The sequence below is a fragment of the Colwellia sp. BRX10-3 genome, from assembly GCF_014077505.1.
Lineage (GTDB): Bacteria > Pseudomonadota > Gammaproteobacteria > Enterobacterales > Alteromonadaceae > Cognaticolwellia.
In genome coordinates, this window is the sequence record NZ_JACGWA010000002.1 from 306,548 (window position 1) to 321,421 (window position 14,874).

The 14,874-nt window shown below is 36.9% G+C and carries 10 protein-coding genes; 5 read left to right on the plus strand and 5 right to left on the minus strand.

Going from position 1 to position 14,874, the window contains the following annotated elements:
* Positions 1-19 precede the first annotated feature (19 nt).
* Positions 20-1,240, minus strand: coding sequence for a HupE/UreJ family protein (locus H4J38_RS06390; RefSeq protein ID WP_220465457.1), 1,221 nt, complete (start codon positions 1,238-1,240; stop codon positions 20-22).
* Positions 1,241-1,740: 500 nt separating this feature from the next.
* Here H4J38_RS06390 and nhaD point away from each other — a divergent pair, with 500 nt between their 5' ends.
* Positions 1,741-3,162 carry a sodium:proton antiporter NhaD gene (nhaD, locus tag H4J38_RS06395; protein ID WP_182130652.1) on the plus strand — a complete coding sequence of 474 codons (1,422 nt, stop codon included), beginning with the start codon at positions 1,741-1,743 and terminating at the stop codon, positions 3,160-3,162.
* A gap of 673 nt (positions 3,163-3,835) precedes the next feature.
* On the plus strand, positions 3,836-4,165 hold the full coding sequence (locus H4J38_RS06400) for a VF530 family DNA-binding protein (RefSeq protein WP_182130654.1): 330 nt from the start codon (positions 3,836-3,838) through the stop codon (positions 4,163-4,165).
* Between the two features lie 129 nt (positions 4,166-4,294).
* On the opposite strand, the gene H4J38_RS06405 is transcribed toward H4J38_RS06400, so the two are convergent.
* Both H4J38_RS06405 and H4J38_RS06410 read right to left on the minus strand, forming a co-directional pair.
* On the minus strand, positions 4,295-4,477 hold the full coding sequence (locus tag H4J38_RS06405) for a hypothetical protein (protein WP_182130656.1): 183 nt from the start codon (positions 4,475-4,477) through the stop codon (positions 4,295-4,297).
* Positions 4,478-4,645: 168 nt separating this feature from the next.
* A complete protein-coding gene (locus tag H4J38_RS06410) occupies positions 4,646-5,479 on the minus strand; it encodes a transporter substrate-binding domain-containing protein (protein WP_182130658.1) in 834 nt (277 codons plus the stop codon).
* Between the two features lie 643 nt (positions 5,480-6,122).
* Between H4J38_RS06410 and dinB the strand changes: the two genes are divergently transcribed.
* From dinB to H4J38_RS06425, 3 genes are all read left to right on the plus strand, one after another.
* On the plus strand, positions 6,123-7,196 hold the full coding sequence (gene dinB, locus H4J38_RS06415; RefSeq protein WP_182130660.1) for a DNA polymerase IV: 1,074 nt from the start codon (positions 6,123-6,125) through the stop codon (positions 7,194-7,196).
* A gap of 305 nt (positions 7,197-7,501) precedes the next feature.
* The gene (locus tag H4J38_RS06420) at positions 7,502-8,362 is read left to right on the plus strand and encodes an MBL fold metallo-hydrolase (protein WP_182130662.1); all 861 of its coding nucleotides are present in this window, start codon (positions 7,502-7,504) and stop codon (positions 8,360-8,362) included.
* A gap of 231 nt (positions 8,363-8,593) precedes the next feature.
* Positions 8,594-9,472, plus strand: coding sequence for a S9 family peptidase (locus tag H4J38_RS06425; protein WP_182130664.1), 879 nt, complete (start codon positions 8,594-8,596; stop codon positions 9,470-9,472).
* A 196-nt stretch (positions 9,473-9,668) separates the two neighbouring features.
* Here H4J38_RS06425 and H4J38_RS06430 read toward each other — a convergent pair whose 3' ends face one another.
* Both H4J38_RS06430 and H4J38_RS06435 read right to left on the minus strand, forming a co-directional pair.
* Positions 9,669-10,484, minus strand: coding sequence for a mechanosensitive ion channel family protein (locus tag H4J38_RS06430; protein WP_182130666.1), 816 nt, complete (start codon positions 10,482-10,484; stop codon positions 9,669-9,671).
* Between the two features lie 668 nt (positions 10,485-11,152).
* Positions 11,153-14,650, minus strand: a complete 3,498-nt coding sequence (locus H4J38_RS06435) for a hypothetical protein (protein ID WP_182130668.1) — start codon at positions 14,648-14,650, stop codon at positions 11,153-11,155.
* Positions 14,651-14,874 lie beyond the last annotated feature (224 nt).

Genomic DNA, 14,874 nt, shown 5'->3' on the forward strand with positions numbered 1-14,874 from the left:
AGTCAGTAATAAAACTTAATTAGTTAAGTCGTTCAATTAGCCAATACGTTGCGATAATAGTAATGGTTATATTTAGTGCTAGCACCAATTTAGTTTGATACCAGCTTTTATGCCTAAATGGTGATAAACAAATAAAAGCGAGAGCAATAACCGTTAGTTGCCCCAACTCAACGCCAATATTAAATGAAACTAGACTCAAGGCATATTGGCTTTGTGGTAATCCTACATTCCCCAATACCGAGGCAAAACCTAAGCCATGTAATAACCCAAAGGCAAATATTACCGGTATGCGTGTATGGTTTTTGGTATTTTGTTTAGCTCGGTAAATATTCTCTAATCCTATATAGACAATAGAGAGGGCAATCAATGGCTCTACCATGTTGCTAGGTAGAGCTATCATGCCATAAATACCTAAAGCAAGCGTTACGGTATGCGCTAGAGTAAATGCCGATATTTGCCATATTAAGGTCGAGCGGCGTTTAGCAAAAAGTAACAGTGCTAAAACAAAAAGAATGTGATCTAATCCTCGCGGCAGTATATGAACAAAGCCTTGATAAATGTAGTCAGCGGCAATACTTATTTTTGCCGGGATTATAATGCCTTTTTCGGAAGAGTTAGCGTTTGCAAGCTTGAGTAGATAATTATTACTGAGTGTTGCAGCACTGATGATTTCTTGTTGTGGCCGAATGACGTTCAGCACTATGTCGCCAAGTAATGGCGAAAATCTCACGGCAACATCAGTCACTCCTTTTGGAATATCACCAGTTGCGCGAAGTTGGGTTTTATATTCTGCTAAATTTGCTTGTTGGGATAATATTCGTTTTAAATGCTGTAACTGTAAGCCTTTAAGTTGCATATTTTCTGGTAGGCTGTTTTGTTTATTATTCTCATGGGTATTTTTTATCGGACTTTTTTCAGTGCTACTTTTAGTGTGTGAAAAATAGAGCTTTGTTTGCTGACTCAAAATAGCTTCAAGGTTTTCGATGAGTTTTTTTTGTTCAATAAATGACAGTTGATTGAGTACCTCTATCACTTTGGCGTCATCACCAGATATTTCTAAGTGTTTTTTTAGTAAATGAATGAAGTCGACTGTAACAACAAGCTGGAAATGTTCATTGTTCTCTAAAGATAAAGTTGCTTTATTAATATCGTCACTATGGGCAAAGCTAGATAATGAAAAAAGTGTGGTGGTAAATAAAATCACAAAAAAATATAGCGCTGAAAGTGCTCGAATACGCAAAATAAAAGCCTATGTAATAAAAACAGCGTTAACCTATCGAATCTTTTATAAAATTAATAGCACTTTTACAGCCAATAGGATTTTTCAATTAGCGCATCCAATTTTATACTAGATGAATTAAGTCATTCATCTAAGGCTTATTAAGGTATAAATGTTAGTCACTAATACACAACACTTATCATCATCATGGCGAGTGATTTTACTTTGTCGTATATCATGATTTAGTACAAAATATTTGAAAAAAATATAAGCCAAAATGCCATAGCACGGATTATAATACTGCTAATAAAATTTATTCGATGCTTAAGGTTTAGATAAATTATCTAGCGTTGAATTGAGTTTTGTTAATTATGTATTAAGTTCAATAGGAACAAATTGATACATTAAAAAGTGAGCAAATAGCAACATTAACATTGAAAATGCCAGCAACCAAATTAAAGCTAAATTTCAATCATGGTAAACGCTAATAACCATAACAATATCCAGTTCATTAGGTACTTATGTTTAAAAAAATATTACTAACCTTGTTACTTTCTAGTATTTCTGCTGCTTCTTGGGCTGCAGGTGCAGGCAGTATTGATTTAACCAATTCTATATTTGGTTTTACTGCACTTATCTTATTTTCAATTGCCTACCTATTAGTTATCGGCGAAGATTTAATACACTTAAGAAAGTCGAAACCTGTACTGGTTGCCGCGGGTGTTATTTGGCTCATTATCGGTTGGGTATACACCCAACATGGTTTTCCGCTAGAAGCTGAAGAAGCGTTTAATCATAACTTACTTGAATATGCACAATTATTATTATTTCTGCTAGTGGCAATGACCTACATTAATGCCATGGAAGAAAGAGGCATTTTTGATGGCTTGCGTTTGTGGATGGTATCTAAAGGCTTGAGTCTAAGATCGTTATTTTGGTTAACCGGTATTTTAGCCTTTGCTATTTCTTCATTCGCTAACAACTTAACTACCGCGATGTTGATGTGTGCCATTATTTTAAAAGTGGCATCCAATGATAAGAAGTTTATCAATATAGCTTGTATTAATATTGTTGTTGCTGCCAATGCAGGTGGTGTATTTAGTCCATTTGGTGACATAACCACTTTAATGATTTGGCAATCAGGCTTGGTTAAGTTTGAACAATTTATCGTTTTGTTTATACCTTCTTTAGTCAATTTTTTAGTACCAGCAATTATCATGAGCTTTTTCATTTCAAATGAAAAGTCGGCACCGGTAGTCAGTGAAAACTTCCAGATAAAAAGAGGGGCAAAAAGAATTGTCGTACTTTTTGTCCTGACCATTGCAACGGCAGTGCTATGCCATAGTGTTGTTAACATGCCTCCGGTGCTGGGTATGATGTTGGGCTTAGGCTATCTAAAATTCTTTGGTTTTTATTTACGTATGAGCCTGCCGCGCTCATTAGATAAAAAACGCAGTAAAGCTGAAGCTGAAAATGATGCAGAGGCATTAAAAAAATTGGGTAACATTGTTCCGTTTGATATTTTCGATAAAATTGCGCGCGCAGAATGGGACACCTTACTGTTCTTTTACGGTGTTGTTATGTGTGTTGGTGGCCTAGGTTTTATGGGCTACCTAAGTTTAGTGTCAGAAACCTTGTACAGTAGCTGGAGCCCAACGTATGCCAATATTGCTGTTGGTGTATTGTCTGCTATTGTTGATAACATTCCGGTAGTGTTTGCGGTCTTGAGTATGAACCCAGAGATGGATCTTCAGCAATGGTTATTAGTAACTATGACCGCAGGTGTAGGTGGTAGTTTATTATCAATTGGCTCTGCCGCAGGTGTTGCTTTAATGGGGCAAACCAAAGGTGTTTATTCATTTATGGGTCACTTGAAGTGGAGCTGGGTAATTGCGCTAGGCTACGCAGCGAGTATTGGTGTACATTTTTTGATTAATGGTTAAATGCATTCAGCCTTAGTTAACTGAATTCTTACAATGTTTAACCAGCTTAGCGATGCTATACATAAATAGTAACACTCGGCTGGTTTATATCCAAGCTACCTGAAATCAGCATTTTCAAATGCTTTAGCTAAAAATTAACATAATACAGATTAACGCCAATCACTCAGCAGCGGCTTTGCTGCAATCACGCCCTGCATCAATTTGTCAGTTCTGACAACGCATAATGATTAAGATTAGTCTCATTTAAGGTTGTTTGTTTATAAAAGGATACTGCCAATAACACTTTTCTGACAAGACGACTTTTCTATCATAATACCTGAGACTTAATCAGTAATATTTAGGATCACTTTGTGCGCATTGCGGAAGAAAAATTCTGAAATTTTTTAGGTAGGTCGAAGACTGTACACCTGTTAGTTGACTTAAGCAGGTCGACAGTTAACTTAATAACCTTCGGCTTAGCGGACGTTCCATAAATTATTTTCGAGACTAATTTCAAGTTAAAAAAGCAAAATACAGTTATAGAACGTGAGCAATATCTATGACTGTAGCAAGCTCATTGGGGGACATTAGCTTTTCCATAAAGTTCTTGTTGTACTTTTACCTGAGTTAAACGCATAAATCTGTCAATATTTAGGAAACTTGTTACAATGCTATTTTTGATTTTAGGTAGACTATGAATAAAAGTAATGATCCGCTACACGGCGTGAAACTTGAACAGATTCTAACCGAACTGGAGAAGAAAATTGGTTGGGATAAGATGGGTGAGTTACTTAATATTCGTTGTTTCACCAATAAACCGCGTCTTAAATCAAGTTTGAAATTTCTGCGTACAACCCCTTGGGCACGCAGTAGAGTTGAAATTTTATACCTAAAAACATTTTGTAGTAAACATAAAGAAACGGGAAAATTAATCAGGGGGATACTCGCCCAGAATACAGCTGTAGCAGAAATGACTTCCAGCAAGCCCGCTCCCTTTGTTTGGCCAACATCGAAAAACAAATAGACTTAGGCCACACTGAAGACATTTTTATACTGAAAATTTTTGTATGTTTTGATCCACAGCGGACATGACTTAACAATCAAATTTCTCTAGCAGTTTCCCGATAGCTGACGTTCCCAATAGATAAAAACTTTAAGCTTTTGATGGTTTTTTGCCAATAAGTCGTTCAGCCTCTATGTGAACTAAGCCACCATTACCTTCAGTCGCAAAGTTGCATTGGGATGACTTCAAAGTGCGCAACTTGTTAACCCTAAATTCCGCTTCAAGCTCAAAGCCGTCGGTGGTATTTAGTACCTGAACGCTAACATTTGCCACACTGCGGTCAAGTATAATCCTAAAAATGATATAAATTACATGTCAGCTTTGAGATTCTAAAAACTGACAACAGTATTGATTTCATATTTTGTAGCACATAGAAAGACAAGGTCATAATCATTGATAAATTTAATGCCCCTTAATACAGACCTAACACCAAACCAGTATCTAATTGATTTTACTTTTAATCAGTGGATTCTTGAGTTCAAAACTTATTCTGTCAGCTAGATGTAGGCGGCTATATAAATGACCGAAGTGTTGGTCAAACATGGCCTTTAAGCTGCCATTTTTAATGATCAGTTCTAGCCCTGTATTTAGGTGTTTCGCGAGTTCAGGGTTGTTGGGGTTAACATAAAAAACTACAGGAAAATTATAACGGAGCATTAATGTCGGCGCTATAGTTAAATCCAATTTTTCCAAATCAGCTTGTTGATATACTTGTTCAATTTCATTGGCTCCCAGAGCTAAATAGTCAAAGTCATTATTCACTAAATAATGAAAAATAGTTTCAAAATTACCGATTTCAACAGTGTTATATTGATTTGCTTTAAATAAAGTAACATCTGCCCAGCCAGTAGGAATTCCTGAACGCATTTTTTTCATCTCATCGGTCTGCTTTATTGCATCAAAACGTGCTGAATCTGTTTTGCGGATGATTAATAATCGCTGACCAAGCAAGCCCTGCATTATGGGTTTAGCGATTAAAATTTTGTTTTCTGTATTGAGTTTTGGGTTGCCTTGTACAGTGGCAAAAACATCAAATAATTGCTTGCTAAAAACGCTTGCTTCTTCACTAATTGATAGATTACGTTCATCGATATCAATACTTGTCTTCACCCCTGCAGCGCTGAGGGCAGCTTGCAGTACTTGTTGTTCGTAAAGTTGTCTTGAGGGCGTTTTATTGCCGTTCCAGAATGATACTTGATGAGCCTGCGCCGTCAGAGGTACCAGGAGTGTAAGACAAAGCAGATAATGATGAGTCAAACAAAATAAATTTTTCAAAGGCAAACCTCTTAACAATAGATGGAAAAATGAAGGGCGAGTCAAGGTTGGTTTGAACAATGCCCAGTGCAGATTAATCTCTTATATTATAATAAATTATTTTGCTTTCTAAAGACAATATATAAGCTTTAACTTTTAATATTAGGCGAACCTGACAATTTCCTCTTTTTCTTTTTCAGACAGGTAGTTTTATCAAAAATACATGTTGAAAAATGACTGTTTTCTTACTAAATTTCAAGCTTTAGTGGGCTATATTTGACAGTGAATTTTTTAGGCACATTCTATTTTTATTCTTTGTTTGCGCACTTTGAGATCATGCCGTTAAAATATTCTGAACGGCGGAAATGGTGGCCAAGCGGACTATTTATAGTGATAAATTCACGACTAAATTAGGTCAGGTTTGTGGCAAAAGTGATTATTAGAAGTCAATCTCATTTAGTGATTGGTACTCAAGCATCATGTGTAGTCATACAAGCTTTAGATACAAGCTCTTATCACATTGTTAATAGTAATTTTCGCGATTTATTCATTGTTTGAAACAACTGTATTGACGGTAGCTTTTTACGTGGTAAAGTAACTGTGTTTATATACAGCTCGGTGTGATTGCTGACATCGTAAAGTTTATTATTATATGGAATGATAAATGTTTGAAGCTAGCCATTCGCAAAAAAAAATAATTCATATTGATATGGATTGTTTCTACGCTGCTGTTGAAATGCGAGATAACCCCGAGTGGCGAAATGTACCTATTGCTGTTGGTGGCAATGGGCCGCGTAGTGTCTTGTGTACATGTAATTATAAGGCGAGAGAATTTGGTGTGCGCTCTGCGATGCCAAACGCAAGAGCTAAAGCACTTTGTCCTGAGCTGATTATTGTTAATAGCCGCATGCCTGTTTATCAGCAAGTGTCACAACAAATTAGAGCGATATTCTTACGTTATACTAATTTGATAGAACCTTTATCGCTCGATGAAGCGTACCTTGATGTAACAGACTCGCATTTGTTTTTTGGCAGTGCGACCTTAATTGCCGAACAAATTCGAAGTGATATCTATAATGAGCTCAACCTCACCGCCTCTGCCGGTATTGCGCCGAATAAGTTTTTGGCTAAAATTGCGAGCGATGAAAACAAGCCAAATGGCCAGTGTGTAGTGGCTCCTGACAATGTCAGTGCTTTTGTCGCAGATTTACCGTTGAAAAAAATTCCAGGTATTGGTCCGAAAACTAGTGAAAAGTTAAAAGCCTTTGGCTTTGAAAACTGTGCCGATGTGAGGGCGAGTTCAGTCGCTAAACTACACACTATTGTCGGCAAGTTTGCTAATTCGTTATATCAGCGTAGCTTTGGTATCGACGATCGAGCACTAGAAACAAAACGACTTAGAAAATCTTTGGCGATTGAAACCACCATGGCAGAGGACATTGACTCCTTTGAACAATGTCAGGCGATATTAATCAGTTTATTCAGCAAACTTAAACTACGTTTAGCTAAGCATGACGATCGCGAAATTAGTAAACAAACAGTAAAAATCAAGTTTGCTGACTTCCAGCAAACAACGGTTGATATACAGTCAACCGCTTGTCTTGAAAATGTATTTATCGAATTACTACAAAAAGCGATGACTCGATCTAATAATCGAAAAGTTCGTTTGATAGGGTTGTCATTAGGTTTTTCTGAGAAAAAAAATAATGATAAGCAAAGTCAGCTAGTCTTGTTTTAGCTTTTTTAAGTTAGCCTTAATCTAGTATTACTTTGCTTTGATATAAATATTGAAACGCTCTTTCAAATTGTTAAGCTAGTTATTATTGATGTTTGTGTAACTTAGTGGCATTCACTTAGATTGTAAGAGTAAGATTTTGATAACAGATAACAGATAACAGATTGCTTTTGAGTCTGATTCATCTCTATTTCTCAAACTCTTATAACAATACCAAGTGGATCGATTAACAGCTGACTTTTTCTCATGAAAAAGTAGTACACTTAATTAATCAATTTGGACTTATTTCAAAATACAGCCGGGTAATTATGTTTAAAAAATCTTTAGTGGCAATAACAATGCTTTGCAGTGTTGCATTAAGCCTTACAGCAAATGCACAAGGCATGGCTGATGCAGAGATAACGGTGCAATCGGCAGCCGGCGACGTTTATATGTTGCAAGGCCCTGGTGGTAATATTGGTGTATTAGCAACAGACAAAGGTTTATTACTGGTTGATGACAAGTTTGCCCCGCTAGCTGAAAAAATTGAAACAGCAATGAAGGGCATTGAAGATAAAGAACTTAAATATGTTATCAACACTCATTATCATGGCGACCATACCGGCGGTAATCAGTTTTTTTCCCATAAAGCACCAATATTTGCTCACGAAAATGTGCGTAGCCGCTTGAGTAGTGCTGAAGACCATCATGCTGAAAGCTTACCAGTAGTAACCTACAAAGATGGCATTACTATTTATTTAGCCAATGAAGAAATTCAATTAACGCATTTACCGAAAGGCCATACTGACGGTGACACTTATGTTTACTTTAAAAAAGCCAATGTACTACATACCGGTGATTTGTTTTTCGAAGTCGGCTTTCCTTATGTTGATTTAAAAAGTGGTGGCAGCGTAAAAGGTTATTTAGCGAGTGTTAAGCACATGCTAAAACACACACCTGATGATGTGGTGATTATTCCAGGTCACGGTAATTTGACTGATAAAAAGAGTTTATTAGCCTTTGCAGAAATGATGGAGTTTAGTATCAACAAAGTTTCTAGCGCACTTGCTGCAGGTAAATCTGAACAGCAAATACTCAGCGAAGGTATCGGTGAAAAATATCAGCACTTGTCTTGGGCATTTATTACTGAAAAAAAGTGGCTTAAAACCTTAATTACTGATTTAAAATAATCACTTTTGGTTGAATAACTCTAACAAGTTCGATTTGGTAGTTAAATTCAGCGCATTACTTTATTTGATCACTTAGTTCATTATGTTGTGCTAAGTGATTGAAAATATATCGACTATAAATGAAGTGCCATTAAGCAAAATATAATATCTTCGCATAGCTATTTCTGATCTATTCTCACTCAATACTTCTAACTACAATGGCTTAATTATTACTTTAAGTAAGGTGAATCTATGAAGTTAACTTATATGTTAAGTTTATTCGTTATTGTAACAATAATGAATTTATCAAATATCGCTTACGCAAAATCTATCGCAGATTACCCTGCACGTACTATAGAGCTAACTTTTAACGCTGACGGTAAACGTATGTCAGGCTTTATTTATCAAGCAGCAGGTATTGGGCCTCATCCTACCGTTTTGTTATTACATGGTTATCCTGGAAATGAAAAAAGCCTAGATGTTGCTCAGGCATTGCGTCGCGAAGGTTGGAATGTGATTTTTTTTCATTATCGAGGCGCATGGGGAAGTGAAGGCGAATTTTCCTTTGTAAATGCCGAGCAAGATGTACAAACGGTTTTGCAATACATTAGCCGTGAAGACAACGCCACCAAGCTGCATATTGATCGCAATTTAATTTCCCTTGTGGGTCATAGTATGGGAGGGCATATGGCTATTGCAGGGATATTAGATAATCAATCGGTAAACTGTGCGGTAGCTTATGACGGCGCTAACCTTGGTGTTAGTGATGTAGGTATAATAGCTGATCCTGAAACCACACTGCCTTGGAAGGAATACAGTGATAGTTTGTTTATGTTAAATGGTTGGTCAGGCGACAAAGCTCAACAAGAATTGAAAGAACATAGTAAAGCGCTTAATTTGGTAAGAAGAGTTAAGACCTTAAACGGGCGACCAGTGTTACTTGTTGCGGCAGATACAGACGTTATCCCGTTGAAATCTCATATCGAGCCATTATTAGCAGCCTTACGTAATACACAAGATAGTCATATTACTTATAAACTGATTGATGATGACCATAGTTTTAATTCATCTCGAACTGAATTAATTAATACTACACTTAGTTTTTTAAATACAAAGTGTAAGACTAGATAGTTAATTAATCGCTTTCGATTAAAAAGAGTAAAGAGCTATCCAAAACACTTGGATAGCTCTTTAAGTTTATAGTACATAGGTGTACTAAGAATAACCGCTATATTATTTAACGGCATGGCGTAAGTCATTGAATTACATTTGATTCACAGGTAATGTCAATACACATAACCCTTTTACTTAATGTATTGTTCAGATATTAGCCGTCTTTATGAATGTGAACATCCATTTGTGGGAAAGGAATGTTTAGTCCTTCTTTTGCAAAGGTTTTATATACTTTCTCATTCATTTGAAAGTATACGCCCCAATAGTCAGGTGCATTCACCCATGCTCTAACGGCAAAATTAACTGAACTGTCTGCCAACGCTGAAACGGCTATAAACACATCTGGATCTTTTAAAATACGCTCATCTTCGTCGCATAATCGTTTAATAACTTCTTTGGCTTTGTCCAAGTCATCACCGTAACCAACACCAATTGTCCAATCAACTCGTCTTTTCGGCTCAGTAGAATAATTAATCATTGATGATGTCGATAATCCACCATTAGGAATAATGATCGTTTTATTATCTGGGGTCTTCATAATAGTATTGAATATCTGTATTTGAGAGACGGTACCGGTATAACCCTGCGCCTCTAATACATCACCCACTTTGAACGGTTTAAAAATAAGAATCATCACACCACCAGCAAAATTCTGTAACGTCCCCGACATTGCTAAACCTACCGCTAAACCTAGTGCACCGATGATAGCGATAAATGAGGTCATTTCGATGCCTAACATACCAAGCACAGTAATAACTAACATTACCTTCAATAAGCCGTTAATAATGCCGGTTAGAAAAGGCTTTAATGATGGATCTGTACCGCTCTTATCTAAAGCACCCTTTACCAAACGACCGATGACTTTTATAACCCAGCCACCAATGATCCATACCAAGATCGCACCAATCAATTTCGGACCGTAGAGAACAGCCATACTCGTGATTTGATTACCAATTTCTTCTGTATTCATATTAAATCCCTAATTTAATTTTAGTGTTTAAAAATGGTTTTAAAGGCATGTTTGTTTTGCCTGATTTGATTTCTTTTTATGTATTATGGTGAAAACTTTACTTGAGCAGTTACACAAGTTGAAAGTTACCATATGAATATAGGATAAAAATCATGATTATTCCTAAAAGGTTTTTCTGACAGCTTGATATATGAGGTATTTTAAAAAACATTTATCAGACTGAATGAAAATTTATGATCATGTTGCTATGATTTTTCATACGGAATATAAATGCTAGCGACTTTAAATTTTCCTAAAAAACTATGTTTGGATTAAATGTAGAGCTAATGAAATTTTAAATGCTTTATTTATGGCGATTACTATTTATATGTTTCTGATTTTCAACCAACCAACCAACCAACCAACCATGTAATTTAAAGTATTGAAACTTGCTGATGCTACATATTTGTCATACTCATATGTTGAACTGGATAAAACCAAAGCCGTTTATGTCGGTATAATTAGACAATAAAAAAGTCGTATATGTAATTAATATATTAAAGGTGCTTTGAAATAAGTATTTGTTCTTATAGCGTTTACTAAGCTATGCCATAAAAAAAACCGCATTATGCGGTTTTTTTTATTTGCTCATCGGTCAGTAACAGTGACTAATAAGTTTTAGCTTGTCACTATTGATGCGAGCGTAACTTTAAGGTTGATGTCGCCGCATCATATATAATAACGCGCTGAAGATCAGGCATAAAATAGTGCTGCTTAGGACCCTCAGCTATTATCAACTCTGACCAAAGTTCAACCTGAGCTGCATTATATTTACTGTAAGTCATGCCCTGTGTTGGATCAAAGCGATAGAAGTAACTATTGTCACGGGTATCTGTGGTGGTATTGATGGCTTGAACATTGGCATTGCCTTGCAGTAGGCCGTTGTCAGTGTAAATAGTGCCGTCAAAACTTGCCCACTCGCTGGTGCTGTTAGCGCTATAAACCGTATTTCCAGAATGACTCATAGCAAAGCTAGATAAGCCAGTGAAAGCTGCATTGATGTAGGCAGGTTCGTTCATTACTGAAATCATTTCACTGGCATAAGCGTTATAACTTAGCGCATAGCGTTCCAGTGAGGTTGTTGATTGCTTGTAGGCCATAAATATATCAGCACTGTTCGCTTGGGCTGTAGTTGAAACAAAGTAGGCGTTCTCTTGATCCCAGTATTGTCGAACTAAGTTTAGGTCGGCATATTCAAGTGTTTGTGTAATAACAACCGGCGCGCCAGCGATCATTTTTATCATGATAGGACGATATTCTACAGTGATATTGTCACTAGCTATTTGGCTAAACTCATAGCTGTTTAAATCAAATCGGTAATGATTTACACGCGTCTGTTCAAGCTCATCTTCATCGATATAGGTTTCGCTATTTGATGCTAACAGCATTGAACCGTCAGGGTGAATCACTAAGTTTGTTAAATCTATATCAGCCAATGGAGATGTTGAAGTGTTAATTAACACACCAGAAATAACATGGTAGGTACTAAGTTCATCGCCTTTAGCAATATAAAAATAAGGCCGCATAGGGTCCAGCACAATGCCTGAGGTATTAAAGCTAATACTTGCAATATCTACGTCAGCACCATCACTTGCACCTTTATTAAAGGTGACATTAATGTTGCCCGATAACGCAGATCCTTCGATAGTAGGTGTTAAAGTAATTACCGCACTATGCACGCCGTCGGTGGCAATATTAGCCGGTAATCCGGTAATAGTAAGCGTGTTGTTCGTGCTATTTGATGATAACGACAACCAGTTAACATCGGTTGTTGCTTGCCAAGAAATATTAGTTTCACTGTTATTTACAATATCCACAGTATGCACGAGCGTTTGCTCAGTTTCTAAGCTGTTAAAAGCCACTGACGAATAGTTACTGCTTAATCTTATGGCGTCAATTGCGAGTTCAACTGTGATCACTTTTGTCGTGCCACTCGCTGGGTCGTAAATCGAAATACTTGCAGACATTAAACCCCAACCGGTAATTAAACTACGATCGATATCGATTAAGAGAGTATCGCCATTTTCATCACTTTGCTGCGTTAATAGCAACCAAGGTGCGCTGGCCGTTGCTTGCCAATCGGCGCCAACATTCGACAGTGTTAAAGTTTGCTGTGCTATGGCGCTGTCGCCAAAGTTAGTACTAAATGCTAATGATTCGTCTGAACTTGCAAATTGACTTAAATTAATAACATTTATGGTGTCAGTATTTGGTGATGGTAAAACAGCTCTGCTATCACCATTGGCTATTAACATTTTTGTTGGTTGACTTGAACCTAACTCAATACTATTAGCAATGACTTGTTGCTCGTTATACACATCAACTTTAAAACCAGCCTCAGGGTCAAATATAACATAGTGAGGGCGGTCATTAGCCGTATGAGCAAGCGCTAAATTAATAATAGCTTCGTCGCTATTTAATACGCCATTGTCAGTGAATGTTGTGCCGTCAAAGCTGATCCACTGACTTGTTGGACTAATGGCGTAAATATTTTGTTCATCAGCAGTTACATAGAAATCGCTAATTTGCTCATTTTCACCTAATAGCTCAGGGCGATAGCTGTGGCTTATTTCCGTGCTGAGAGGGGTGCGACCAAAATCATTTACTTTAACTTCTATGCGCTTTATCGACATTAAATCATCGCTAGAGCTTACATCTAAAGCGAATAGTGTTTGATTTTGTTCGGCAACATTAAACGCTCTAGCAAAAAAAGCGTTAGGACCATCAAAGCCAACACGCATTAGGTTTTCATCGGCAAACTCTAAAATTGCTGTCGCCACGAAGTAACGGCCATCAAGGCGAATAAATTTAACTGGCTCGTTGGTTATGTCTAGGTCCGCTAATTCAACAAAGCTCATATCACTTAAGTTGATTTTATATCTATGTGTTGTAGTTTCGCTGGTGTTTTCATCAATAACCGTAGTTTCAATAGCCTTGGCAAACATCATGCTGGCGTCAGGGTGAATAATTAGCTGTTCTAGTAAGGTGTCTACTGGCGAAATCACAGTGGTTGATAATAATTCGTTGGTATATAAATGGTAGCTGCGTAGCTCGTTGCTGGTTGCAACATAATACTGTGGTAATAAAGGGTTAGTGGCTATACCATCAGTATTCGCGATAATGTCTAGCGTGTTATTTTCAGTGTTCAAATCAGATTTATAAAAGCTTACTTGAATAGATTCTGCCATAGCGGCGGTTTGCTCATTGCCACTTAGGATTATTTCAGCCGTTGTTGTCGCGTTATTTGTTAAGGCGCTGCTATCGGCTGTAATGGTTAATTGATTGTTTTCTGCGTTAGGTGTCAGTGTTAACCACGCCGCTTCAGTGGTTGCTTGCCAGCCCCAAGGTAAAATACTATTTGAGTTGATATTAAGCACAGTTTGGCTGTTGTTGATATTACCTGTTTTCGCAAGTGCAACGTTTGCTCTATCAGCAAATAAATGTATGTTGTCTAAGCTTAATTCAACTGGATATTCTGTTGTACCTAGCGGGCTGGTAATATCTATAGTTGCTGGAAAAAAACCTGATGCGGTAAAGTCGCTTAAATTAGGTGTTGCCGTGATTGTTGTTACGCCATCCAGAAAGGTTTTTTCAACATTTAGCCAAGGTACTGAGCTTGCTATTGTTAAATTATCTGCGCTTGAACTTATGTCAATTGTTTTTGCTACTATTGAGTCAACGCCATAAGTATCATCAAAGGTAAGGGCCTGCCAAACCAATAATGAAACATTAATATCAGCATGAGCAAGATTTGTTGTCGTCGTATCGCCACTAGATAATCTTAATGTTGTACCGTAAAGGTCTGCATTTATTCTATTAGCGTTAACAACATCAATATGAATGGTGGCAGACGTTGCTGTTAGGTTTTCAATACGATAATTCAACCAGGCCACTGGTGTAGAATTGGGGGCAAAGCCAAGTAAGAGTCCTGAGCCATCAAACGTAACATCTACCGCAATAGTATGTGTTTCTTCTTGTAAAAACTCATTGGTAAATGCTACCGATGAAAGCGAAGAACTCACGTTGAATGTTGGTGCTTTTTCGTCTGAGCCGCCACATGCTTGTAAAAATAGTGAGCTAAATAAAATAACCAATATTAAACGCATGTTTTTAATTTGTCCCTTCATACAGGTCCCTGTTTTTATTAATCGCTAGAAATAGCTTTTATTGATCACTGAATGTCGCACTAAATTCGCTAATTCATTATTTCAATTGGTATAAGTTTATTTTGCGCGATTATTCTCATAATGTAAAACTTATCATGATTTATACAATGTTTTTACTTTTTGCTAGGCTCTTTCAGCACAAGTTTTATTGTTTATCAGCTTATTATCGCTAAAATATTTATCGA

Bases quoted from the DNA above. Each gene is read 5' to 3' on its own strand.
- nhaD (WP_182130652.1), top strand. From the start codon at position 1,741: ATGTTTAAAAAAATATTACTAACCTTGTTACTTTCTAGTATTTCTGCT.
- H4J38_RS06400 (WP_182130654.1), top strand. From the start codon at position 3,836: ATGAATAAAAGTAATGATCCGCTACACGGCGTGAAACTTGAACAGATT.
- dinB (WP_182130660.1), top strand. From the start codon at position 6,123: ATGTTTGAAGCTAGCCATTCGCAAAAAAAAATAATTCATATTGATATG.
- H4J38_RS06420 (WP_182130662.1), top strand. From the start codon at position 7,502: ATGTTTAAAAAATCTTTAGTGGCAATAACAATGCTTTGCAGTGTTGCA.
- H4J38_RS06425 (WP_182130664.1), top strand. From the start codon at position 8,594: ATGAAGTTAACTTATATGTTAAGTTTATTCGTTATTGTAACAATAATG.
- H4J38_RS06430 (WP_182130666.1), bottom strand. From the start codon at position 10,484: ATGAATACAGAAGAAATTGGTAATCAAATCACGAGTATGGCTGTTCTC.
- H4J38_RS06435 (WP_182130668.1), bottom strand. From the start codon at position 14,650: ATGAAGGGACAAATTAAAAACATGCGTTTAATATTGGTTATTTTATTT.